The organism is Pseudomonas sp. IT-93MI4 (genome assembly GCF_949767635.1).
Lineage (GTDB): Bacteria > Pseudomonadota > Gammaproteobacteria > Pseudomonadales > Pseudomonadaceae > Aquipseudomonas > Aquipseudomonas putida_A.
Map to the genome: position 1 here is coordinate 15,827 of NZ_CATKPP010000004.1, position 24,638 is coordinate 40,464.

Below are 24,638 nucleotides of genomic sequence, written 5' to 3' on the forward strand. Positions count from 1 at the left end.
GACAGCTTTTTAGAGCCCTTGTTATAAAGCGGCTCTTAAGTGTCTGTAGGCCATTCAGCACTCGTTTTTGCTTTCACCAAAAAACTTAGAATCATCTCAAAATAGATATAAGGGGACTTAGAGTGAACAAGTCGGAACTGATTGATGCTATCGCTGCATCCGCTGATATCCCGAAAGCTGCTGCTGGCCGTGCGCTGGACGCTGTAATCGAATCCGTCACTGGCGCTCTCAAGGCTGGCGACTCCGTTGTTCTGGTTGGTTTCGGCACTTTCTCCGTGACTGATCGTCCAGCTCGCGTTGGTCGTAACCCACAGACCGGCAAGACGCTGCAAATCGCTGCTGCTAAAAAGCCAGGTTTCAAAGCCGGTAAAGCACTGAAAGAAGCTGTCAACTAAGTTAGTTTGTTTCAGGTTTTTACCCATCCGGGTCGGGGTCATGCCTGACTTGGCAGCGGAGCGGTAGAGCAGGTCGCTGGAACAGCCGCCTGTAACGCCGGGATCGAGGGTTCGAGCCCTGTCCGCTCCGCCAGTTACGAGAAGGCGCATCCTCGGATGCGCCTTTCTTCTATCCGGATTCTACCCACGCTCCACGGTTGCCTAATTTTTGAAGTTCAACCGTTTCTGGGGGACGCATGCTGCAGAATATCAGGGACAATTCACAAGGCTGGATTGCCAAGACCATTATCGGGGTCATCGTTGCACTGATGGCTCTGACCGGTTTCGATGCCATTTTCAAGGCCACGACGCACACCAACGATGCGGCCAAGGTCAATGGTGAAGAAATCAGCCAGAACGAGCTGAGCCAGGCCGTTGACATGCAACGCCGTCAGCTGATGCAACAACTGGGCAAGGACTTCGATGCTTCCTTGCTTGACGAAAAAATGCTCCGCGAATCGGCCCTCAAGGGCCTGATCGATCGCAAGCTGCTGCTGCAAGGCGCAGAACAATCGAAATTCGCTTTCTCCGAAGGTGCACTGGATCAGGTGATCCTGCAGACCCCTGAATTCCAGGTGGACGGCAAGTTCAGCTCCGAGCGCTTCGACCAGGTGATTCGTCAACTGGGCTACACCCGCATGCAATTCCGCCAGATGCTGGCTCAGGAAATGCTGATCGGTCAGTTGCGCGCCGGTGTTGCCGGTAGCGGCTTCGTCACCGACGCCGAAGTGCTGGCATTTGCCCGTCTGGAAAAACAGACCCGCGATTTCGCTTCGCTGAACGTCAAGGCCGACCCGGCCGCGGTCAAGCTGACCGACGATGAGGTCAAGGCTTACTACGACGAGCACGCCAAGGAGTTCATGACCCCTGAGCAAGTGGTCGTCGATTATGTCGAGCTGAAGAAGTCTTCTTTCTTCGACCAGGTTGCGGTCAAGGATGAAGACCTGCAGGCGGCGTATCAGAAAGAGATCGCCAACCTGTCGGAACAGCGTCGTGCGGCGCACATCCTGATCGAAGTCAACGACAAGACCACCGACGCTCAGGCCAAGGCGAAGATCGAAGAAGTCCAGGCGCGTCTGGCCAAGGGCGAGAAATTCGAAGCGCTGGCCAAGGAGTTCTCGCAGGATCCGGGTTCGGCCAACAATGGCGGTGACCTCGGTTTCGCCGGTCCTGGCGTCTATGACCCAGCTTTCGAAAAAGCCCTGTACTCGCTGAACAAGGACCAGGTGTCCGAGCCGGTGCGTACCGACTTCGGTTACCACCTGATCAAGCTGCTGGGTGTTGAAGCGCCGGAAGTTCCGACCCTGGCCAGCCTGAAAGACAAGTTGACCCGCGAGCTGAAGACTCAACAGGTCGAGCAGCGTTTTGTCGAGGCGACCAAGCAACTGGAAGACTCGGCGTTCGAAGCGTCTGACCTGGCCCAGCCTGCGGCAGATCTCAAACTGACTGTGCACACCTCCAAGCCGTTCGGCCGTGAAGGTGGCGAAGGCATCGCCGCCAACCGCGCGGTGGTGACGGCTGCGTTCAGTCAGGAAGTGCTGGAAGAAAACGCCAACAGCACCGGTATCGAGCTGGACCCGGAAACCGTGGTCGTGCTGCGCGCCAAGGAGCATCTGAAGCCTGAGCAGTTGCCACTCGAAGCGGTGAACACGGCGATCCGTGCCCAACTGACCAAAGAGCACGCCAGCGCTGCGGCCAAGACCAAGGCTGACCAGTTGATTGCTGGTCTGCGCGATGGCAAGACTGCGCAGGACAAGGCGGTTGACGGCCAGAACTGGAAAGTTGTGACGGCGGCGACCCGCGCTCAGGAAGGGGTTGACCCGACTGTGCTGCAGGCGTTGTTCCGCATGCCTAAACCGGCAGCCAAGGGCAAGCCGACGTTCAGCAGCGTGACCTTGCAGGACGGTAGTCTGATGATTGTGCGTCTGGACGGTGTGAATGAAGCGGTAGCGCCGACTGATGAAGAGAAGGCGCAGTACCGTCGTTTCCTGGCTTCGCGTGAAGGTCAGCAGGATTTTGCGGCGTTCCGTAAGCAGTTGGAGAGTCAGGCGGACATCAAGAGGTATTGATGGTTGACTGAGTGGTAACTGCAAAGCCCCGATCTTATGGTCGGGGCTTTTTTATGGTTGAGATTTGGGTGTATATCCGTTGCTTCGGGTGCTGCCGCTGGCGGTTTCGCTCTTACAGCGAGTCACTTTTCCAGACGCCGAAAAGTAACCAAAAGGCTTGGCCCCGGCGTTCGGCCCTCGCCGTGGCTCGGGTTCCTTCGTTACGGGATTCATCCGGGGGCATCGCCTCCGGTTTGCTTCGCTGCACCTCCTCTCGATGTGTTTGGCTTCGCCAAACGTCGCTGCGCTCCTTCCCCCGGATAAACCCCTCCACTCAGCCTGCCGATGGGGCCGGCACGGCAAGATCAAGAGCTTTCGGCGAGCTGACACTCGGCCATTTGAGTGGTGAAGAGCATGCGTTCGGCTTTTGCGCTACTGTGGGAGCTGGCCTGCCGGCGATGGCGGCCTACGAGCCGGCCTGTCTCTAACTGACTATCCGCAGATCAATTGTGGGAGCTGGCTTGCCAGCGAAGACGGCCGACTAGCCGCCCGGCCCCTCACAGACAAACATCCCAATCACACAAACCCATAGCCCCTCGCCCTCAGCACCGCACTCAAGGTCAAAACCAGCAACCCCACAACAATCCACGGAAAACCCCCAACCCCCAGACTCCCCAGCAGCAAACCACCCGCCAAACCACCCCCGGCAATCCCGACATTCCACAGGGTCACCAGCATCGATTGCGCCGTATCGGCAGCCTCTCCAGCGGTTTTCGCCGAGGCAGTCTGCAGCAGCGAAGGCATCGCACCAAACGCCAGGCCCCACACGGCGACGGCGAGGTAGACCACGGTCGCCGATTCTCGCCACAGGCCCAAGGCGATGGCGGAGAGCATGAACAGCAGCGTGCTGATCAGCATCAGTTCGCGTAGCCAGCGATCGATCAGGCTGCCGACGATCCATAGGCTCAGCACTGAGGCCAGGCCGAACACCAGCAGCACCCGGTCGATATCGCTGGCCAGTCCTGACGGTTGCAGGAACGGTGCGATGTAGGTGTACAGCAGGTTGTGGGCGATCACGTAGGTCAAGGTCACGAACAACACCGAGCGTACGCCGGGCAGGGTGAAGACCTGACGTAGGGGCAGGCGTTTTCCTGCGTGTTCTCCGGCAAAGTCCGGCACTTGCCAGCGCACCCAGATCACCAGCAACAGCGTCAGCGCAGTCATGATGGCGAAGCTCAGGCGCCAGCCGACCAGCGTGCCGAGTAGTGTGCCGGCCGGGATGCCCAGCGAGAGTGCCAGCGGCGCGCCGAGCATGGCTACGGTGATCGCGCGGCCTTGCAGGTGTGGGGCAACCATGCGGCTGGCGTAGCCTGCCAGCAACGCCCACAGCAGCCCGGCAAATATCCCGGCGAGCAAGCGTGCGGTCAAAGTCAGCCAGTACCATTCCGACAGGGCGGTGATGCTGTTGGCGATGGCGAAGCCGCCGATGGCTGACAGCAGCAATGGCCGACGACGCCAGCTGCGGGTGACGATGGTCAGCGGGATGGCGGCGAGCATCGAGCCAATCGCGTACAGGGTGACCAGTTGCCCGATCAGTGCCTGGGAGACATTCAGCCCCGCGCTCATTTGTGGCAGCAGGCCGGCGGGCATGGCTTCGGTCAGCACCGTGATGAAACCGGCGGTGGCCAGGGCCAGCAGGGCGCCGAGGGGCAATCGTTCGCGGGTGTCGACTGGCTGGGTGAGGGCCGAGGTCAGTTGTGCGTCGTTCATGAGTCAGCGTCCATGTGCCGAAGTGGGTGAAGGCCATAGGCTAGGGCGCTGCGCATTGGAGAAAAATGGGTTACGGTTCCGAACATATCGGACATGGATGTCGTGAATCGGAGGGGCGGAATGGACAGTCTGGGCAGTATTTCGGTGTTTGTGCAGGTCGCCGAGACCCGCAGTTTTACCGAGGCTGGGCGGCTGCAGGGCGTGTCGTCTTCAGCGGTGGGCAAAAGTATCGCCCGGCTGGAGGCGCGATTGGGCGTGCGGCTGTTTCATCGCACTACCCGCAGCATCACCCTGACCAGCGAGGGCGCGCTGTTCCTCGCACGCTGTCGCAAAATTCTTGCCGAGGTGGAAGCCGCCGAGTTCGAACTTTGCGATTCCGCATCCCAGCCCCATGGCAAACTGCGCATCAGCCTGCCGCAGGTGCACGGCCTGGTGATGCCGGTGATGAATGAGTTCATGGCGCTGTACCCGCAGATCGAGCTGGATCTGGACCTGACCGATCGCATGGTCGACGTGGTCGAGGAGGGCTTCGATGCGGTGATTCGTACCGGTCAGCCACGAGATTCACGGCTGATGGCGCGGCCCTTGGGTGAGTTTCATATGGTGCTGGTGGCGAGCCCGTTGTATCTGCGGGAGCACGGCGTGCCGCAAACTCCCGCCGATCTGGCGGAGCACGCCTGCTTGCGGCACACCTTTCATGCCACCGGCAAGCTGGAGCCGTGGCCATTGATTGGCGAGGAGGGCGCGCCGGAGCCGAGCTTGCCGACGCGGCTGGTCACCACCTCCATCGAAGCCGTCAATCATGCGGCCCTGGCAGGGATGGGTATCGCCTGCCTGCCGGATTTCATGACCCATGAGGATGTGGCGCAGGGGCGCTTGCAGCGAGTGCTGGATGCGCATATGAAGCACACCGGTCAGTTCTGGGTGTTGTGGCCCTCCAGTCGCCATGCCACCGCCAAATTGCGCGTCTTCATCGATCACTTGTCGCTGCGACTTTTTCCGGCAAACGAGGGTCAATAGGGTTGTAACGGCTTTAAGACACAATCCATGCGCCGCAGGGCCACGTTCTGTTGCACAATACGCCCCGGACTGTTTTTCCTCAGGATGTTCAATGTTGATTTCAACTCCCATGCGTGTCGTTGGGTTGGCGCTGTTGTTGACCGCTGTTGCTGGCTGTTCGAAGGACAAGCCGATCTATGAGCATGAGAACTTCGATGATTCCGGCACGTTCTCGCGCAATTATCCGGTGGCCGACACCGCGAGTTGCGAGGCGGCCCGTCGTGCGTTGCTCAGCCAGGGCTACATCATCACCAGCAGTGACCCGAAACTGGTCAGTGGCCACAAGAGTTTCCAGCAGACCGGGGAAACCCACCTGGAAATCAGCTTCAACGTGGTGTGTGCCGAAGATGGCAGTGCCAAGCACCATGCCACGGTGTTCGCCAATGCCCTGCAGGATCGCTACGCGCTGAAGAAGACCAACAACTCCGCCAGTCTCGGGGTTGGCGTATTGGGGTCGGTGTCGATGCCGATCGGTTCTTCGGACGATTCGATGGTCAAGGTCGCCAGCGAAACCGTGACCTCGCAGAAGTTCTACGAGCGGTTCTTCACGCTGGTTGAGTTGTTCCTGCCAGCCGATGCGAAGAAAGCCGCGCACATCGAAGAAAAACCCAAAACCGATCTCGGTGTGCCTGAACCCAAGCCTGCCGCTGTAGCGCCGGTTACACCTGCACCGGCGGTAGAGTCAACGCCTGCACCGCCGCCAGCCGGGATTGTCGAGCCTGCCCAAAACATGACGCCGGCAGCCCCGGCAGCGACCCCGGCCCCGGTTGCGCCGACGCCAACGGGTTCTGAGCCAGTGGTGCCGCCGGCCGAGTCAGCGCCGATCACCCCGGCACCGAGTGCAGAGCCTGCACCGGCTACCGAAACGATCACGCCGCCGGCCAACCCGACCAATATCCCGCCGCCATCGGAGCCGATTCCGGCGATGCAATAAGCTGCGCGCAGCCCTCCTGTGGGAGCGGGCTTGCTCGCGAAAGCGGAGTATCAGTCAATGTATATGTTGATTGACACTGCGCTTTCGCGAGCAAGCCCGCTCCCACATTTGTTTTGTGGTGTACTCAAATCTCGTTACATTCCCCCGACAAAAATCCTGCGATAAATTCCTGACCACCTGCTACGTTTTATTCATGAAGGCGGGATGTCACTTTTCCTTCATACGGGCACGATAGGCTCGAGGCACTGGTCAGTTGACCGGGCTATTTTCAAACGGGCAGCAGGGGGATCACACGATGGATGACTATCAAGAAGAACTGCTCGAATACCAGGCATATGAACTGGATCAGCCAGAGCCGGCCGAAGACGCCACCGAGCTTTAAGGCGTCAGGCGGTTTTGCGATGACTGCGGCGAAACTCGCCGGGGGTCTGGCCGCTCCAGCGCTTGAAGGCGCGTTGAAACGCCTCGGCTGAAGCAAAGCCCAGCAGGTAGGCGATCTCGCCGAACGCCAGTTCGGTGTCGCGTATGTAGGTCATCGCCAGATCACGGCGGGTGTCATTGAGGATCGCGCGAAACTGCGTGCCTTCCTCGGCCAGTTTGCGCCGCAACGTCCAGGTCGGCAGCTTCAGGCGCGCCGCCACTTCTTCCAGGTCGGGTTCCCGGCCACCATTGAGCAACGGCCCCAACAGCTGAGTGATGCGTTCACGCAGGCTGCGGGTGCGGGTCAATTGCTCCAGTTCTCGTTCACACAATTGCAGCAGATGCCGCCAGGTACTCGGACAGTGCTCGGGATTACGCTGTGCGAGGCTGTTCAGGTTCAGGCGCAATTGATTGCGCTCAGCGCCGAACTGGATCGGGCAGTCGCCCAGCGCGTTGTAGGCGTCGCGGTAGTCCGGCGCGTCAAATTCGATCTCGATGCGCTCGGCGCGCAGTGGCTCGCGACCGACGCTGGACAGTTGATGCAACCAGCCGGCGATGATCGAATCCACTACAAAACGGTTATAGGCGTTGTACGGGCTGATCGAATAGAAGCGCAGCCACGCGCCATGAGCGTCTTCGTGAAAACTCGACTGCCCGCGATAGTTGGAGCCGTACAGCGGCTCGAAGCGGATCAGACAACGGGCGGCCTCGCGCACGGTCGGCGCCTGCGCGGCAGTGACCCCGGCGAGCCCGGCCTGACTCAAGCGGCTGAGCTGGCCCATGCGCAAGCCCAGTGCCGGATCGCCGGTCAACTGAATCGCGCTGTGCCCCAGACGCATGTAGCGCGGAATCGACAACCGCGCGCCGGCCTCGGCCAGTCGTGCGGCATCCAGTCCGTATTGTTCAAGCAGCGGTTGCGGATCGGTGCCATGGCTGCGCACGGCATCAGCGAGGCTGTGCACGAAACCTACCGACAGATCCCCCAGACGCATCGGCAGCGGCTTCATGGCTTACAACCAGATGTTCAGCAGACGCGCGCCACGGGCTTCGCCATCGGCGAATTGCTGGCCGTTGCTGCTGAGGAAGCTTTGCCCCGAACCGGGCTTGTCCCAGAACTGGCCGCGCAGGAACACGCTCATGCCGGCGATCGCACGGCTGCTCGGTGGCTGTGCGGTCAGTGTCAGGCGATGCCAGGCCTGACCTTCACTGATTTCTCCGGGCTTGAGGCTGACCGACCCCGGTGTACTCGAACCCTTATAGCCGGCCCACGGCTGATCCCAGGCACCGTGGCCGACGACGAAGGCCGGCACCGCCACCAGTTGCGCACCTTGCTCGTCGAGTCGGCGATAGTTGTCGGGGTACCAGCTGTCGCTGCCAATCAGCACACCCAGACGCCCGGCCGGGGTCTCGATCACGTTGATCGCGTGCTCGTCTTCGCTTCCGATCACGTCACGTTGTTCGAAGATCGGGTGCATCTGCCGCTGGGGCTGGCCCAGCGGCACGCCATCACGGCCGAATACCACGCTGCTGTTGAACAGCGCGCCGCTACCGGGCTTGAGCCGGCCATCACGAATACTCGGTTCGGGCAGGACAATGGAGCCGGCCACCAGTGTGACGTGGAATTCCTTGGCCAGACCACCGAATAACGTCTGGTAATCCTTGGCCATGGCTTTGGACTTCATGCGCAGGTGCGCGTCGTCGAGGCGATTTTCGCCCTTGGCAGTGAGCCAGGCGCGGGCGAACAGCAACGGATTGCTCGCCGCCAGCCAGTTCATCGCTTCGACGAGGGTCGGGGCCTGATACAGCTCGTCTTTCTCGCCGCTGATCATCAGCCAGGTGCCGACATGCTCGGGCAGTACCACCACGGTTTTTTCGTTGAGCAGCCCCTGATCCTGGGCCTGCTGCAGATAGGCCGCGAGTTTGCGGTGCAGGCGCTCGGGGCTTTGGTAGTCGGTGGGAAACAGTTCCGGCTGGATGCCCAGCAGATTGCCACGGTCGGCGGGCGTACCCTGATCGACCGCCAGTTTGATGCGCAGGTCCGACAGGTAATGCCCCGCCGGCCGGTCCGCCGCCCACATGGCGTAGGTGGTCAGGGCGGCAACGATGGCCATGGAGAAAAACAGATACAGAAGTTTGCGCATGAAAACCAACAACAGCCGGGTACAGGGTGTGGCGACTAGGGTAGGGCGCATGCCTGCGCTTGCCAAGGGGCGCTGCGCATTTGGATCAATAAGTTGTCAGTTTCGGTCATTGAGTGACAGCAGTGCGACTCTTAGTCTGTCGAACATGACTGACGGGGGACGCAGAGCTCCCGCAATTTCCGTGATCGCACGTTGTGGAGTTACCGATGACCGCCGCTCATTACCCGCACCTGTTGGCCCCGCTGGACCTGGGATTCACCACGCTGCGCAACCGCACCCTGATGGGCTCGATGCACACCGGCCTTGAAGAGAAACCGGGTGGCTTCGAACGCATGGCCGCGTACTTCGCCGAGCGTGCCCGTGGCGGCGTCGGCCTGATGGTCACCGGCGGTATCGGCCCGAACGACGAGGGCGGCGTGTACTCCGGTGCAGCCAAGCTGACCACCGAGGAAGAAGCGCTCAAGCATCGCATCGTCACTCGCGCAGTGCACGAGGCGGGCGGCAAGATCTGCATGCAGATCCTCCACGCCGGGCGTTATGCCTACAGCCCGAAACAGGTGGCGCCGAGTGCGATTCAGGCGCCGATCAACCCGTTCAAGCCCAAAGAGCTGGACGAGGAGGGCATCGAGAAACAGATCAGCGATTTCGTCACCTGTTCGGTACTGGCGCAGAGCGCCGAGTATGACGGTGTGGAAATCATGGGCTCGGAAGGTTATTTCATTAACCAGTTCCTCGCCGCGCACACCAACCACCGCACCGACCGCTGGGGCGGCAGTTACGAAAACCGCATGCGCCTGCCGGTGGAAATCGTCCGCCGCGTACGCGAAGCCGTCGGCCCGAACTTCATCATCATTTTCCGTTTGTCGATGCTCGATCTGGTCGAGGGCGGCAGCAGTTGGGAAGAGATCGTGACCCTGGCCAAAGCCATCGAGCAGGCCGGCGCGACCATCATCAATACCGGTATCGGCTGGCACGAAGCGCGGATACCGACCATCGCCACCAAGGTGCCGCGCGCGGCGTTCAGCAAGGTCACCGCCAAATTGCGTGGTTCGGTGAACATTCCGCTGATCACCACCAACCGCATCAACACCCCGGAAATCGCCGAGCAGATCCTCGCTGAAGGCGATGCCGACATGGTCTCGATGGCGCGGCCGTTCCTCGCCGACCCGGACTTCGTCAACAAGGCCGCCGAAGGCCGCGCCGACGAAATCAACACCTGTATCGGTTGCAACCAGGCGTGCCTGGATCACACCTTTGGCGGCAAGCTCACCAGTTGCCTGGTCAACCCGCGAGCCTGTCACGAAACCGAGCTCAACTATTTGCCGGTGCAACAGATCAAGAAGATCGCCGTGGTCGGTGCCGGCCCTGCCGGTCTGTCCGCCGCGACCGTGGCCGCCGAGCGCGGTCATCAGGTAACCCTGTTCGATTCGGCCAGCGAAATCGGCGGCCAGTTCAACATCGCCAAGCGTGTGCCGGGCAAGGAAGAATTCTTCGAAACCCTGCGCTACTTCAAGCGCAAGCTGCAGACCACGAATGTCGAGGTGTGCCTGAATACTCGCGTCGACGTGGCGAAGCTGGTCGAGGGCGGTTACGACGAAATCATCCTCGCCACCGGCATCGCGCCGCGCGTGCCGGCGATTCCGGGCGTGGAGAATGCCAAGGTGCTGAGCTACCTGGACGTGATCCTCGAGCGCAAACCGGTGGGCAAGCGTGTCGCGGTGATTGGCGCGGGCGGCATCGGTTTCGATGTCTCGGAATTCCTTGTGCACGAAGGCGTGGCCACCAGTCTCGATCGCACCGCGTTCTGGAAAGAGTGGGGCATCGACACCCATCTGGAAGCCCGTGGTGGCGTGGCCGGGATCAAAGCAGCGCCGCACGCGCCGGCTCGCGAAGTGTTCCTGTTGCAGCGCAAGAAAACCAAGGTCGGTGATGGCCTGGGCAAGACCACCGGCTGGATTCACCGCACGGGCTTGAAGAACAAGCAAGTGCAGATGCTCAACAGCGTCGAATACCTGAAAATCGACGACGAAGGCCTGCACATCCGCATCGGCGAAACCGGCGAGCCGCAAGTGCTGGCGGTGGACAATATCGTGATCTGCGCCGGCCAGGATCCACTGCGCGATCTGCAGGAAGGTCTGGTCGCGGCGGGGCAGAACGTGCACCTGATCGGCGGCGCCGATGTGGCGGCGGAGCTGGATGCCAAGCGCGCGATCAACCAGGGTTCGCGCCTCGCCGCTGAACTTTAACCACCACGAATCCCCCCTGTGGGAGCGAGCCTGCTCGCGAAAGCGGAGTGTCAGCCAATACACATGTCGACTGACACGACGCCTTCGCGAGCAGGCTCGCTCCCACAGTGGATTGGCGGTGTGCGCAACATTTATGGATGGCGCGGATCCTGTAGGAGTGAGCCTGCTCGCGATGGCGTCCTGTGAGCGACTAGAATGCCGGCTCTGCCTCGAATGATCAGTCGCCCATGCTTCTTCCTCCCGCCAACTGGCTACCCCAAGCCCCCCTCGAATTGCTTCAACTCGACTGGCTCACCAACGCCGGAATCGAGGTCGCCATCCTGCGCCTCGACCAGATCGACCCGCTGATCAGCGGCAACAAATGGTTCAAACTCACCGAACACCTCAAAGCTGCCGACCGCGCCGGCGCGCAGGGCATCATCAGCCTTGGTGGCGCACATTCCAATCATCTGCATGCGCTGGCGGCGGCTGGCAAGCGTCTGGGTTTCGAAACCGTTGGGCTGTTGCGTGGCCATCCACAGCAGACGCCCACGGTTGAGGACCTGCAGGCGTTCGGCATGCAACTGCACTGGCTCGGTTACGGTGGCTATCGGGCGCGGCATGAGCCCGGATTCTGGGAGCCTTGGCAGGCGCAGTTCCCGAATCTGCACGCAGTGCCAGAGGGTGGCGGCGGATTGGCCGGTGCCTTAGGCTGCAAAGCGCTCAAGGAGCAGGTGATCACGCAACTGAAGAATCTGGGCTGGAGCGATTTCCACGGCTGGTGGCTGGCGTGCGGCACCGGGACGACCCTGGCGGGGCTGGTGCTCGCCGAGGCGGGTGCACATCCGGTGTACGGCGCTCTGGCGGTGCCGGAAGATCATGGCGTGGCGGCGCAGGTGGAGGCGATTTTGCGCGAAGCCGGAATGGCCAATGCAGGTTATGAATTATTCGATGCCAGCCGTGGTGGTTTTGCCAAGGTTGATCCGTTGTTGCGGGAGTTTATTCAACTGTCCGAGCAGGCCGGCGGCCTACCGCTGGAGCCGCTGTATACCGGCAAGGCGTTGTTGGCGCTCAAGGAGCAGGTTGAAGCGGGCGGATTTGAGTCAGGCACCCGGCTGATCTTTGTGCACACGGGCGGTTTGCAGGGGCGGCGAGGTTTCACCACAAGATGAATGAGTAACCCTGTGGTGAGGGGATTTATCCCCGAGGGCAGCGCAGCGGCCCCTCATTGAACACGCAGTGAGTCTGATCCACCGTGTGCACAGGTTTTGGGGCCGCTTCGCAGCCCCATCTGGGATGAATCCCCTCACCACAAGGCATGGACAAAACTGGGCCTCAGCGTTCCGCGCGCTTGGGCATCATCCGCAGCAAGGTGTTATCGCCCACCACATAATGGTGATACAGCCCCGCCAGCGCATGCAGGCCGATCAGCCAGTAGCCGATATTGCCGATCAACACGTGCCAGTGCTCCACCTGTTTGGCGAACGCCTTGTCTTCATGAACCAGCAACGGCAGATCGAAGCCGTAGAACATCACCTGATGCCCCTCGGCGCTGGTGATCAGCCAGCCGAGAATCGGCATGCTGATCATGAACAGGTACAACAACCAGTGCATCACCCGCGCCAGCAGAGTCTGCCATTGTGGCGATGCCGGGAAGATTTTCGGTGCCGGGCCGATGCTGCGCGCTACCAGGCGAAACCACACCAGCACGAACACGGTCAGGCCGAGCATGTAGTGCACTTCGCGGATCAGCGAGCGGCCGCCACTGCCTTTGGGAAAAATCCCGCGCAACTCCATGCTGGCATACACCAGGATCAACAGGACCAGCATCAGCCAGTGCAGCAGCACGGACACGGTGCTGTAGCGGGATTCGGAACTTGTCCACGGCATACGGTGTTTCCTCACAGATCAGGGTCGCCACGTGCCGTTCTTGTGCGACGGCATGCTTTAACTGTAATCCCCTTTGGCAGATTTGCCTGAGGCTGATCGGAGTTTCACTGCGCTGAGTCAGGGCTTTAGCCAAAAAAAAACGCCAGTGTCGCGAAGACCCTGGCGTTTTCTATTGTTTTGACGAAAAGGCGCGATCAGCTCGATTGCGGCATCTCACCGTTGGCCAGACGCTTGTTGATGTCGGCAATCACTTCCGGCAGGTCGCTGATGGTGTCGATCATGTAGTGCGGGCGCGAATCGGCGAACAGCGCGTGGATGCGTTTGCGTTCGCTGGCCAGTTCGTCGCTGCCCAGCGCCCGGTAGCCGGCGTAGTCCAGGCCCAGCGCGTTACCCGAGCAGATCAGCGCCACGGTCCACATTCCGGCGCGACGACCTTCGAGGATGCCCGGCACGGTGTCATCGATCTTCACGCAGGCCGCGACATCATCGATGCCCAACGCAATCACGTTGGCCAGAGCCTGGGCCGGCCATGGGCGACCGTTCGGCACTTCGTCGGTGGCGACCACGTGGTCGGCGACGTAGCCGTTAGTGGCAGCGAGGGCCACGACCTTGTCCATCACCTGTTTCGGGTAGCCGGAGCAGGAACCGATCCTGATCCCTTGCTGACGCAGGTTGGCAATGGTTTCCAGCGCGCCGGGAATCAGCGCCGAGTGCTCGGCGATCTTCTCGATCTGCAGCGGCATGAAGCGGTTGTAGATCGCGGTCACGTCATCGTCGGTCGGGGTGCGGCCGAAAGCTTTGCGATAACGCTCGGCGACCTGCGGCTGATCGCACAGCGTGCGGATGTGGTCCCACTTGCCCATGCCCATCGGGCCACGGGCTTCTTCGATGGACACCTGAACGTCGAACTCGGCGAAGGCTTCGACGAAGATCTGCGTTGGCGCGAACGAGCCGAAATCGACCACGGTGCCGGCCCAGTCGAGGATCGCGGCTTGCAGCTTGCTTGGGTTGGTGTAGTTCATGGCAATCAATTCCTGAGTTGGCAATACGGTTCAAAACTGTGGGAGCGGGCTTGCTCGCGAATGCGGCGGCACATTCAACATTGATGGCGGCTGACACTCCGCCTTCGCGAGCAAGCCCGCTCCCACAGGGGATTAGTGGTGTTTCAGATATCGAGGACTTCCATCTCGCGCAGCACTTCACCCACTGCTGCCACGGCCTGGCGCATCTGGTCCGGATTGACGTGGCCGATGCAGCCGACGCGGAAGGTTTCGACCTGGGTCAGTTTGCCGGGGTAGAGGATGTAACCCTTGGCCTTGACCCGTTCGTAGAAGTCCTTGAACTGGTAGCGCGGGTCTTGCGGGGCATGGAAGGTGGCGATGATCGGGGCCTGGATCGCCGCCGGCAGGAAGCTGCGCAGCCCGAGCTTGCCCATCTCTTCCATCAGCGCCTGACAGTTGGCGGCGTAGCGCGCATGGCGAGCGGGCAGGCCACCTTCTTCGTTGTATTGCAGCAGCGCTTCATGCAGCGCCGCGACCACATGAGTCGGCGGAGTGAAGCGCCACTGGCCGGTCTTCTGCATATACGTGTGCTGGTCATACAGGTCCATCGCCAGCGAATGCGAGTTGCCGGCCGCTGCTGCCAGTGATTCCTTGCGCGCGAAGACAAAACCCATTCCCGGCACGCCTTCCAGACACTTGCCCGAGGCGGCGATCAGCGCATCGAACGGGACTTTTTGCGCATCCACCGGCAACGCGCCAAACGAGCTCATGGCGTCGATGATCAGGCGCTTGCCGTGCTGCGCGACGACCTCGGCGATTTCCGGCAACGGGTTGAGAATGCCGGTGCTGGTTTCGCAATGAATCAGCGCGACGTGGCTGATGTCGCCATCGGCGCGCAGCAGGCGGTCGACGTCGGCAGCGGTGGTCGGTTCGTCTTCGGCGGTTTCGAAGGTGCTGAACGAGCGGCCGAGCACTTCGCAGATCTTCGCCAGACGCTTGCCGTAGGCACCGTTGATCAGCACGAGGATTTTGCCGTCACGCGGTACCAAGGTGCCGATGGCGGCTTCGACAGCGAAGGTGCCGCTGCCCTGCAATGGCACGCAGTGGTGAGTGGCGGCGCCGTTGAGGATCGCCAGCAATTGCTCGCAGAGGCTGGCGGTCAGTTGATTGAAGCGGTCATCCCATGACCCCCAGTCGATCATCATTGCCTGGCGGGTGCGGGCCGACGTGGTCAACGGGCCGGGAGTGAGCAGGATGGGTGCGGCAGTACTCATTCGTGTGTCCTCGCGATAGCGCTGTGGGATGAAGCTACGGGGCATACGTTGCAATTCGGCGGTCTATCAATCAAATTGTTTGTTGTTATGCCAGCCATCAGTGAGGGTTATCCATGAATCTGTTCCAGCTGCGCGCCTTCGACGCCGTGGCCCGGGAAGGCAGCTTTACCCGCGCCGCCGCGCGCCTGTTCATCAGTCAGCCGGCGGTCACCGGACACATCAAGGCGCTGGAGGAGCACTACCAGATCACCTTGTTGCGTCGCACCGCACGCCGGGTGGAATTGACCGAGGAGGGCACCAAACTGGCGGCGATCACCCGCGCCATGTTCGGTTTGGCCGAAGAAGCGCAAACCCTGCTCGAAGCCAATCGTCAGTTGCTCACCGGGCGCCTCGAAGTGGCGGCGGACGGCCCGCACATGGTCATGCCGATGCTCGCCAGCCTGCGTGCGCGCTATCCGGGGATCACGGTGAATTTGCGTCTGGGCAATGCGCAGGAAACCCTCGCCGCGCTGTTGTCCGAGCATGCGGACGTGGCGGTGCTGACCGAGGTCGAACCGCGCAAGGGCCTGCATCTGCAAGCGTTGAGCGAATCGCGGATCTGCGCGCTGGTGCCGGCGGCGCATGCGTGGGCGCAGCGTGCCGGCGAAGTGAAGCTCAAGGAGCTGGATCAGGTGATCATGGTGTTGCGCGAGCCGAGTTCGATCACCCGGCGCACCTTTGATCAGGCGTGTGCGCAGGCGACGGTCATTCCACGGGTGCTGCTGGAACTGGACAGCCGTGAGGCGGTGACCGAAGCGGTGGCGGCGGAGCTGGGGGTGGGTGTGGTGTCTTCGGTGGAGGTCAGCCATGACCCGCGGGTGGTGGCGATTCCGATCGTCGGCGACGGGTTGGTCAATCGGCACATGATTGGCTGCATGGAGCGGCGGCGGGAGTTGCGCCTGATTCAAGCGTTCTTCGGTCTGGCGCCAGGCTGATACACCGTGGTGCGTCCTTCGCGAGCAGACCGGTTTACCCAAGACTCTCGCGCACCATCTCGAGAAATGTCGCCACCACCCGCCGCGAACTCTGCTCGCGCAAGCACACCAGCGTCTCGGTCAACCGCCGGGTGCAATCGGTGATCGGCAACGCACACACCCGCGAATCCGCGCCAAACTCCGCCGCCGACACCACCCCCACACCAATCCCCACCACCACCGCCTCGCGCGCGGCTTCCCGGCCCTCGACCTGGATTGCCGGACGAATGCGAAAACCGGCGCGGGCCATTTCTTCTTCCAGGGTCTGCCGGGTCACCGAGCCGTGTTCGCGCAGCACCAGTGGTGTGTCGTCCAGATCGGCCAGGCAGATCGACTCGCGCTCGGCCCACGGATGATGGCGCGAAACGAACGCCACCATCGGGTCGTTACGCAGCGGCACGCACAGCAGACGTTCATCGCTGACGTCACGCCCGAGCAGCGCCAGATCGGCCTGATAGTTGAACAGGCGAAACAGCGATTCATCGGTGTTACCGGTCTCGATCTTCACGCTGATCCCCGGATACCGCTCGCAGAACCGCGCGATCTGCGGCAGCACGTGTATCGGTGCGTCCACTGCGAGAATCAGGCTGCCAGTCTGCAACGCCTGGGATTCCTGCAGCAGTTCCTGGGCTTCAGCCTCGATCACAAACAGCCGCTGAGTGATCGCCAGCAGCCGCTCACCGAGATCGGTCAGGCGCACCGAACGCTTGTTGCGATGGAACAGCAACACACCAAAACGCTCTTCGAGTTTGCGCACCTGGTCGGAAATCGCCGGTTGCGTGAGAAAAAGCCGTTCGGCGGCTTTGGTGAAGCTTCCATGGACGGCCACGGCGTGGAAGGCTTTGAGCTGGGCGTGGGACACCGACATGCAGCCTCCAGTAACAAGCTGAGCTTATGTGTGAAATACGATAAATCGATTTTATTTATTAAACAGTAATTGCTTTGATCCGCTCACGCCAGCGCTGACTGTCCGCTCGGACAGCAGCGTCGGCGATGAGCCTGTGCGTGCAACAACAGGACTCATCTGACCGCTATCGCCATCAGGGATGGGGCGCTGGCGCAGTGCTCAACAATAAAAAACACAGGCGTTTACTTAACGATTCTGCCGGCACACTCACTCCCTGAGGTCAGAACCACAATGAACAAGCACATCGGCACCATTGCGCGTTGGCGCATGCAGATTTTCGCTGTCACCTGGCTCGCGTACGCCGCTTTCTACTTCACCCGCAAAGCGTTTTCGGTGGCCAAACTGGGCATCGCCGAAGACCCGACCTTCATGCTCGACAAGATGGCCATGGCCAACCTCGATGCGATCTATCTGGCGGCCTACGCCATCGGCCAATTCACCTGGGGCATGCTCGCCGATCGCTTTGGCCCGAGGGTCGTGGTGCTTGGCGGGCTGCTGATTTCCGCTGGCGCGGCATTGGTGATGGGCAGTTTCGCGACCTTGCCGATCTTCGCCACTTGCATGCTGATCCAGGGGCTGGCGCAGTCCACCGGCTGGTCGGGATTGTGTAAAAACCTTGGGAGTTTCTTCCCGGCGCAGCAGCGTGGGCGGGTGCTCGGATTGTGGAGCTCCTGCTATGCGTTTGGCGGTCTGGTGGCCTCGCCGTTCGCCGGCTGGTGGGCGTATACGCTGATGGGCACCTGGCATGCGGCGTTCATTTCCAGCTCGGTGGTGGTTGCGGCGGTGGCGGTGTTGTTCTTTATTTTTCAGCGCAACAAACCGGAAGACGTCGGCCTGCCGGCGGTGGAGCCGGAGCCGGAACTCAGTGCCGCGGAAACCGAAGCCAACAGCAAACTCAGTGTCTGGGAGCCGTTGAAGGAAATCTTGCGCAACCGCACGGTGCTGGTGCTGGGCCTGGCGTACTTCATGTTGAAACCGGCGCGTTACGCGATTCTGTTGTGGGGGCCGGTGATCGTCTTCGAGCAGATGCCGAGTGTCGGCAAAGTCGGCGCGGCGATCATTCCCACCTCGTTCGAACTGGCCGGTCTGCTCGGGCCGATCATGATCGGTCTGGCCTCGGACAAACTGTTCGGCGCCCGGCGCATGCCGGCCTGCGTCCTCAGCCTGCTGGCGCTGACCGTGACCCTGGCGCTGTTCATGGGAGCCTTGCACACCGGCAGCGTGATGCTGGTGGTGGCGCTGCTGTTTGTCATGGGCCTGACCCTGTACGGACCGGATTCGATGATCAGCGGCGCCGCGGCCATCGACTTCGGCAAGGCCAAGGCCGGCGCCACGGCGGCCGGTTTCGTCAATGGTTGCGGTTCGGTCGGTGCGGTGCTCGGCGGATTGCTGCCGGGTTACTTCGATTCGGTGACGGTGTTCATTGTCTTCGCCGGCTGCGCCTTGTTCTCGGCGCTGGTGCTGATTCCGCACTGGAACAGCCGCCCGGTCGGGGTGATGGAACCGCGCGCGGCCATTCCCAATTGCCCGCTGACCATCAAACCCCTGCGTAACTGAAACCCTTGCCTCGCGGCCTGCTGCGGCGTTCGCGGCAGGCTGTGTCGTGGCCATCTGACTGGAGAATCCCATGCGACCGTTTTGGCTAGAGCAAGCCTTGCAGGCCGACCCATCCGCGATGTGCTCGTCACTGCAAGGCGAAGTGCGCAGCGACGTGTGCATCGTCGGCGGCGGCTACACCGGGTTGTGGACGGCGATCATGCTCAAGCAGCAGAACCCGGAACTCGATGTGCTGCTGATCGAAGCCGACATCTGCGGCGCCGGTGCCAGTGGCCGCAACGGTGGTTGCGCGTTGTCGTGGTCGGCCAAGTATTTCACCCTCGAGCGGCTGTTCGGCGTCGAGGAGGCGGTGCGCTTGGTCAAGGAATCCGAGCGCAGCATCCACGCCATCGGCGAGTTCTGCGAAGAGTACGGCGTCGATGCCGATTATCGCCTCGACGGCACGCTGTACACCGCCACCAACAAGGCGCAGGTCGGTTCGACCGACGCGGTGATCGCGGCGCTGGAGCGTAATGGCATCAACTCGTTCACGCAGCGCCCGGTGGCCGATGTGCAGCGCATGGCCGGTTCCAGCAAGCATCTGGAAGGCTGGTTCTCGCCAGCGGCGGCCAGTGTGCAGCCGGGCAAACTGGTGCGCGGGCTGCGTCGGGTGGCGTTGCAACTGGGCGTGAAGATCCACGAGAACACGGCGATGACCGGCCTGGAGGAGGGCCGTCCGGCGCGCATTCACACCCCTGGCGGCTGCGTGATAGCCGACCGTGTGGTACTGGCGATGAATGCGTGGATGGCCCGGGCGTTTCCACAGTTCGAACGCAGCGTGGCGATTGTCTCCAGCGACATGCTGATCACCGAACCGCGCCCGGATCTGCTGCAGGACATCGGTTTGACCAGCGGCGTTACGGTGCTCGATTCGCGGATTTTCGTGCACTACTACCACAACACGCCGGACGGCCGGATCATGCTTGGCAAGGGTGGTAACACGTTTGCGTATGGTGGGCGGATGCTGCCGGTGTTCGATCAGCCTTCGCCATATGCTGGGTTGCTCAAACGCAGTCTCGGCAACTTCTTCCCGGCGTTTGCCGATGTAAAGATCGACGCGACGTGGAACGGGCCGTCGGATCGCTCGGTCACCGGGTTGCCGTTTTTCGGGCAGATGAGTGCCAGTGGCAATGTGTTTTATGGCTTTGGTTATTCCGGCAGTGGCGTCGGGCCGTGTCACATGGGCGGGCAGATTCTTGCCTCGTTGGTGCAGGGGCTCGATAACCCCTGGACCCGTTCGCCGTTGGTGAACGGGCCGCTGGGGTATTTTCCGCCGGAGCCGATTCGGTATCTGGGGTCGTTGATGGTGCGTAATGCGATTCGGCGCAAGGAGCGGGCTGAGGATCATGGGCGGCGGCCGCGGCATCTGGATGTGCGGTTGGCGAAGTTTGCGGCGGCGGCGGGGAAGGCTGACAAGGGGTGATTGGGGGCTGGCGAGCGCTGCGTTCTTTTGGGTTACCGAGTACATATCCGTTTCTGCGGTAACGGCTTCTTATGGTTTCGCTCTTACAGCGACTCACTTTTCCAGACGCCGAAAAGTAAGCAAAAGGCTTGGCCCCGGCGTACGGCCCTCGCCTAGGCTCGGGTTCCTTCGTTACGGGATTCATCCGGGGGGCAGCGCCTACGGTTTGCTTCGCTGCACCTCCTCTCGATGTGTTCGACTTCGTCGAACGGTCGCTGCGCTCCCACCCCCGGATAAACCCCTTCACTCAGCCTGCCGATGGGGCCGGCACGGCAAGATCAAGAGCTTTCGGCGAGCTGACACTCGGCCATTTGAGTGGTGAAAAGCATGCGCTTGGCTTTAGCTCCCTGTGGGAGCTGGCCTGCCAGCGAAGGCGGCCTACGAGCCGACCAGCCTCCAACTGCCCGCACCCAATCCACTGTGGGAGCGAGCTTGCTCGCGAAGGCGGCCTACGAGCCGACCCACCTCCAACAGCCCACACCCAATCCAACTGTGGGAGCTGGCTTGCCAGCGATAGCGACCTCACAACCACCCAGTTTCTTCCAGGTGTACTCAATGCCAATGTCTGCGGCGCTTAGGGATCGGCACCGTGCAGCAGCCAATCGAGCAACAGGCTACTGTCGCGCGGTGGTGGTGTTTCACTCGGTGGCGCAGGGCGTGGGTTGGCGAGGCACAGAATCGGTCGATCCGGGTCGCTGTCGAGGAAGCTGACCCACACCTCACTGCCGGCGCGGGGCAACTGGTGGGTGGCGAGCCGGCCGGCGCCGGTCAGTGCGATTGGCAGCCACAGGCATGCAGACTCAGTTGTCTGCGCCGGCCAGAGGTTGACGCCGATGCGCCCGCGATCATCCAGTTGCGCGGGCTGGCCGGGCGATCCCAGCACTTTTGCCAGATGGTAGCCGCCGATGTTCGGGCGCGGCTGTGCCAATGGCGGGCGAAAATCGCTTGACCAGGGCAGGGCAGTGAAGTCGTTTCGATAGCGATGCACATCAGTGGTCGGGTCGAGGATCGAGGGGTGCTGGCCCTGGTGGTGCAGTTCGGTGATCAACCATTGTTCATTGAAGGTATTGATCGGATGCTCGCTGATCTGTAACAGATGCCCGCTGCGCAACGCGCTGCAATCGCAGGTGCCCCGGATCGAGCGCGTCTGACAGCGCTGGCGCTGCAGATGGCGACGGCTGCGTTGTTCGGCGTGACGCTGTTCGCCGGACAGGTTCTGCGGTGCGAGTGCGGGCACGGGATGGTTGGCCGCGTCGGTGGCGATGGCCTCCTGCCCGCGGTTGCGAATGCCGTGCGCAGCCATCACCGGTGGCGCGTCATGGCGCTGAAACAGCGTGCTGACGCGCGGTGATGGTGTGTCGTCGGTGATGCCAAACGGCACCGGCAACGGTTCCTGCGGCAGGCTGAGGTTGTCATCGGCAAACACCAGCACATGCCCGTTCGGGTGATGTTCGAAGTGATAGTGGATGCCTTCCTCCTCACACAGCCGTTGCACGAAGGCCAGGTCACTTTCTTCGTACTGGATGCAAAAGGGCCGCGGCGGGTATTGGCCGACGCTCATTTCGATCCGGTAACTGTCCGCCGGCAACTCATGCTCGCCGAGCAATTGCGCGAGGATCGTCGGCACGCTCGTTTGCACGAAGACCCGGCGCCGGGGCGGCTGGTCCAGACTCATCAGCAGCGGGACGAGGATCAGCCGGTAGCCGATGCGGTGGCTGGCGCGATGCTCGCAACTGACGCTGTGGATCAGACCGTGGATCCCGTGATCGGCGCCCAGGCGCAGGAACGCCGGTTGGCGCAGCAGACTGCCTGGGGGCAACGCCGGTGCCAGACCGATCATTTCAATCTCGAAGCGAAACGGCTGATTGAGTGCTTCCTTGCCACTGAAACGCAAGACCGGCAGGCACAGCGGGCCGTCGGTCAGGGTCAGGGTGAACGGGCTTTCCTTATCATTGAGCATTCGTACGGGCTCTGTGGGCAATACGGACGGCAGAGGGTACGAAAACGCGAGCACGAATGGTCATGGCTGGTGGGCTTTTCAGAATCGCCCTACAAGTCGTGGTGACGATGTCGATTCAACAATGATTTTTTTGGTCGATTGCCGACTTTAGGCCGTATAAACTTGGCGCCACGCGTCGGCCAATAGATGTCTCGGCGCCACAGATCAAGAGAGTGAGTAATGGGCGCACAGTGGAAGGTTAAACACAAAGAAGCGGCAGCCAACGCCAAGGGCAAGATCTTCGGCAAACTGGTGAAAGAAATCACCATCGCTGCCCGCAACGGTGCCGATACCGCCACCAACGCACACCTGCGTCTGGTGGTCGAGCAGGCCAAGAAAGCCTCGATGCCCAAGGAAACCCTGGACCGCGCCATCAAGAAAGGCGCCGGCCTGCTGGGCGAAACCGTGCAGTACCACCGCGTGACGTACGAAGGTTTCGCACCGCATCAGGTTCCGTTGATCGTCGAGTGCGTCACCGACAACATCAACCGCACCGTCGCGGAAATTCGCGTGGCGTTCCGCAAGGGTCAACTGGGCGCTTCCGGTTCGGTGGCCTGGGACTTCAACCACGTCGGCATGATCGAAGCTTCGCCGGACACCCCGGACGCCGACCCGGAAATGGCCGCGATCGAGGCCGGTGCCCAGGACTTCGAGCCGGGCGAAGAGGGCGCGACCCTGTTCCTGACCGATCCGACCGACCTCGACGCCGTGCAGAAAGCCCTGCCTGAGCAAGGCTTCACGGTGCTGTCGGCCAAACTCGGCTACCAGCCGAAGAACCCGGTCAGCGGCCTGAGCGCCGAGCAGATGGCTGAAGTTGAAGCGTTCCTCGAAGGCCTCGACAACCACGACGACGTGCAGGACATGTTTGTCGGTCTGGCGGGCTGATTTGCTGCAAAGATAAACTGTGGCGAGGGAGCTTGCTCCCGCTCGGCTGCGCGGCAGTCGTTGTTTTTGGGACGGCTTTGCCGTCCAGCGGGAGCAAGCTCCCTCGCCACAGGATTTGCGTCAGTTAAAGCGTTTCCAGGACCTCGATCACTTCGCTGAACCCCGGCCGCGCCAGCACGTCCGGCTGACAGCAACGCTGTTCCAGCGCCTCCAGCACCTCGCGTTGTTCATCGCTCAACCCCGAGTCGACGCGCGCCAGCAATTCCCCGAGCAGAACCCCGAACGCCCGCACTTCGATGCGTTGCAGTGCCCGGGTTTCCAGGTTGTCGGTGGTGGCATGGAACGACGCCGCGCCGAAATCCCCGAGCAAGCAATCGCCCTGATCGTTCAACAGAATGTTGTGGCCGTAGAGGTCGCCGTGGGTGATGCCCTGTTGATGCAAGTGCTCGGCCGCCGAAGCGATGCCCTTGGCAATGTTCAGCGCCACTTCGGCACTGAAGCGGCAGTCCTCGGCATACACATCCCGCGAGCAGCTCGCCAGGCTCGGCAATGCCGCCAGGTTGCGAAAGCTTGGGTCGATCAGTTGCATCACCAGCCCCTTTTGGCCATCGGGATGCCCGTGAATACGGCCTTCCACGCGGATGAGGTTCGGGTGCAAGCCCGCGGTGATGCAGGCGTTCATCTCGTGCAGCGGCGAACCGTCGCTGGTCATTTCACCTTTATAGAGCTTCACCGCGACCGGCACCTGCGAGCCGTCGGCGCGCTGCCACTGCGCCCGGGAAATCACCCCCGAGGCGCCTTCGCCCAGCCGTTGTTCCAGACGCAGCGCTGACCAGTCGATCAGCGGCGTGGCTTCCAGCGCGGCGGCATCGGCTTCGGTCTCCAGCGGATTGCCGGCATACGCCAGCCAGGTCAGGCTCGGCAGGGTCAGCAGCCACTGCGGCAGTTCACGCATCTGGTTGGCGGCGATGCGGATCAGCTCCAGGCGATGGCACTGGCTCATTGAGGCGGGCAGCGCTTGCAGGCGATTGCCGGCCAGCAACAGTTTTTGCAGATACGGGCGCTCACCCAGTTCGGTGGGCAGGCTTTCGATGCAGTTGTCGGTCAGGATCAACCAGCGTAGCAGCGGCGGCAATGCTGGGCCCGGCACGTGGCTGATGCGGTTGGCCTTGAAGCCGATCATCGTCAGCGCCGCGCATTTTCCGACGCATTCCGGCACCTCGGTGAAGCGGTTGTCCGAGCAAAACAGAATGCGCATCCTGGTCAGGCGGTGCAGGTCGTCGGGCAAGCTGCTCAAGGCGTTGCCGCTGAGGTTGAGCACCTCCAGCGTATCGGCCAGCTCGAAAATCTCCCGGGGGAACTCGGTCAGGCCGCAAGACAGATCCAGCCGGGTAATGCCCGACAACTCGCCGGCGCGCAATTGAGCAAGGGTGTGCATGGGGATGTTCACTATCAAAGGAAAGAAGCGCCGGGCGCTCGGAATGGGCGACATGATAACGGCAACGCCGGGATTTGCATTGATCTGAACTGGAGGCCCCTTTAATTCCTGTGGGAGCGAGCCTGCTCGCGAAGGCGGAGTG

19 protein-coding genes are annotated in these 24,638 nt (G+C 61.7%); 10 read left to right on the plus strand and 9 right to left on the minus strand.

Annotated features, from left to right (window positions below; genetic code table 11):
- Positions 1–122 precede the first annotated feature (122 nt).
- Both ACM6I7_RS03360 and ACM6I7_RS03365 read left to right on the plus strand, forming a co-directional pair.
- On the plus strand, positions 123–395 hold the full coding sequence (locus ACM6I7_RS03360) for an HU family DNA-binding protein (protein WP_008077714.1): 273 nt from the start codon (positions 123–125) through the stop codon (positions 393–395).
- A 236-nt stretch (positions 396–631) separates the two neighbouring features.
- Positions 632–2,503, plus strand: a complete 1,872-nt coding sequence (locus ACM6I7_RS03365; protein ID WP_027614585.1) for a SurA N-terminal domain-containing protein — start codon at positions 632–634, stop codon at positions 2,501–2,503.
- Between the two features lie 555 nt (positions 2,504–3,058).
- Here ACM6I7_RS03365 and ACM6I7_RS03370 read toward each other — a convergent pair.
- A complete protein-coding gene (locus tag ACM6I7_RS03370; RefSeq protein ID WP_097087801.1) occupies positions 3,059–4,252 on the minus strand; it encodes an MFS transporter in 1,194 nt (397 codons plus the stop codon).
- A gap of 120 nt (positions 4,253–4,372) precedes the next feature.
- Between ACM6I7_RS03370 and ACM6I7_RS03375 the strand changes: the two genes are divergently transcribed.
- Positions 4,373–5,272, plus strand: coding sequence for a LysR family transcriptional regulator (locus tag ACM6I7_RS03375; RefSeq protein ID WP_414887946.1), 900 nt, complete (start codon positions 4,373–4,375; stop codon positions 5,270–5,272).
- Positions 5,273–5,363: 91 nt separating this feature from the next.
- Complete coding sequence (locus tag ACM6I7_RS03380; RefSeq protein ID WP_097087804.1) at positions 5,364–6,245, plus strand: DUF2242 domain-containing protein; 882 nt, start codon at positions 5,364–5,366, stop codon at positions 6,243–6,245.
- Positions 6,246–6,631: 386 nt separating this feature from the next.
- On the opposite strand, the gene ACM6I7_RS03385 is transcribed toward ACM6I7_RS03380, so the two are convergent.
- Together ACM6I7_RS03385 and ACM6I7_RS03390 are read right to left on the minus strand one after the other, a co-directional pair.
- Entirely contained in the window at positions 6,632–7,672 is a 1,041-nt protein-coding gene (locus ACM6I7_RS03385; protein WP_414887947.1) for an AraC family transcriptional regulator, read from the minus strand.
- A 3-nt stretch (positions 7,673–7,675) separates the two neighbouring features.
- Positions 7,676–8,806 (minus strand): nitrilase-related carbon-nitrogen hydrolase, encoded by a 1,131-nt coding sequence (locus ACM6I7_RS03390; RefSeq protein ID WP_414887948.1) that lies wholly within the window; start codon positions 8,804–8,806, stop codon positions 7,676–7,678.
- Positions 8,807–9,012: 206 nt separating this feature from the next.
- On the opposite strand from ACM6I7_RS03390, the gene ACM6I7_RS03395 reads away from it, so the two are divergent.
- Together ACM6I7_RS03395 and ACM6I7_RS03400 are read left to right on the plus strand one after the other, a co-directional pair.
- Complete coding sequence (locus ACM6I7_RS03395) at positions 9,013–11,052, plus strand: FAD-dependent oxidoreductase (protein ID WP_098968100.1); 2,040 nt, start codon at positions 9,013–9,015, stop codon at positions 11,050–11,052.
- 227 nt (positions 11,053–11,279) lie between these two features.
- A complete protein-coding gene (locus ACM6I7_RS03400) occupies positions 11,280–12,203 on the plus strand; it encodes a 1-aminocyclopropane-1-carboxylate deaminase/D-cysteine desulfhydrase (RefSeq protein WP_414887949.1) in 924 nt (307 codons plus the stop codon).
- Between the two features lie 163 nt (positions 12,204–12,366).
- On the opposite strand, the gene ACM6I7_RS03405 is transcribed toward ACM6I7_RS03400, so the two are convergent.
- From ACM6I7_RS03405 to ACM6I7_RS03415, 3 genes are all read right to left on the minus strand, one after another.
- On the minus strand, positions 12,367–12,921 hold the full coding sequence (locus tag ACM6I7_RS03405) for a cytochrome b (RefSeq protein ID WP_134785965.1): 555 nt from the start codon (positions 12,919–12,921) through the stop codon (positions 12,367–12,369).
- 194 nt (positions 12,922–13,115) lie between these two features.
- Entirely contained in the window at positions 13,116–13,943 is an 828-nt protein-coding gene (phnX, locus tag ACM6I7_RS03410) for a phosphonoacetaldehyde hydrolase (RefSeq protein ID WP_202369794.1), read from the minus strand.
- A gap of 143 nt (positions 13,944–14,086) precedes the next feature.
- Positions 14,087–15,196 (minus strand): 2-aminoethylphosphonate--pyruvate transaminase, encoded by a 1,110-nt coding sequence (locus ACM6I7_RS03415; RefSeq protein WP_414887950.1) that lies wholly within the window; start codon positions 15,194–15,196, stop codon positions 14,087–14,089.
- A gap of 113 nt (positions 15,197–15,309) precedes the next feature.
- Between ACM6I7_RS03415 and ACM6I7_RS03420 the strand changes: the two genes are divergently transcribed.
- On the plus strand, positions 15,310–16,170 hold the full coding sequence (locus ACM6I7_RS03420; RefSeq protein WP_097088196.1) for a LysR substrate-binding domain-containing protein: 861 nt from the start codon (positions 15,310–15,312) through the stop codon (positions 16,168–16,170).
- Positions 16,171–16,204: 34 nt separating this feature from the next.
- Here ACM6I7_RS03420 and ACM6I7_RS03425 read toward each other — a convergent pair whose 3' ends face one another.
- A complete protein-coding gene (locus tag ACM6I7_RS03425) occupies positions 16,205–17,077 on the minus strand; it encodes a LysR family transcriptional regulator (protein ID WP_027614597.1) in 873 nt (290 codons plus the stop codon).
- 270 nt (positions 17,078–17,347) lie between these two features.
- Between ACM6I7_RS03425 and ACM6I7_RS03430 the strand changes: the two genes are divergently transcribed.
- The gene (locus ACM6I7_RS03430; protein ID WP_414887951.1) at positions 17,348–18,673 is read left to right on the plus strand and encodes an MFS transporter; all 1,326 of its coding nucleotides are present in this window, start codon (positions 17,348–17,350) and stop codon (positions 18,671–18,673) included.
- A gap of 70 nt (positions 18,674–18,743) precedes the next feature.
- Positions 18,744–20,135, plus strand: coding sequence for an FAD-dependent oxidoreductase (locus ACM6I7_RS03435; protein ID WP_414887952.1), 1,392 nt, complete (start codon positions 18,744–18,746; stop codon positions 20,133–20,135).
- A 613-nt stretch (positions 20,136–20,748) separates the two neighbouring features.
- On the opposite strand, the gene ACM6I7_RS03440 is transcribed toward ACM6I7_RS03435, so the two are convergent.
- Positions 20,749–22,134 carry a type VI secretion system Vgr family protein gene (locus ACM6I7_RS03440; protein WP_414887953.1) on the minus strand — a complete coding sequence of 462 codons (1,386 nt, stop codon included), beginning with the start codon at positions 22,132–22,134 and terminating at the stop codon, positions 20,749–20,751.
- Positions 22,135–22,353: 219 nt separating this feature from the next.
- Between ACM6I7_RS03440 and ACM6I7_RS03445 the strand changes: the two genes are divergently transcribed.
- Complete coding sequence (locus tag ACM6I7_RS03445; RefSeq protein ID WP_027614601.1) at positions 22,354–23,058, plus strand: YebC/PmpR family DNA-binding transcriptional regulator; 705 nt, start codon at positions 22,354–22,356, stop codon at positions 23,056–23,058.
- Positions 23,059–23,182: 124 nt separating this feature from the next.
- On the opposite strand, the gene ACM6I7_RS03450 is transcribed toward ACM6I7_RS03445, so the two are convergent.
- Positions 23,183–24,496 carry a protein kinase gene (locus tag ACM6I7_RS03450; protein WP_414887954.1) on the minus strand — a complete coding sequence of 438 codons (1,314 nt, stop codon included), beginning with the start codon at positions 24,494–24,496 and terminating at the stop codon, positions 23,183–23,185.
- Positions 24,497–24,638: the final 142 nt, after the last annotated feature.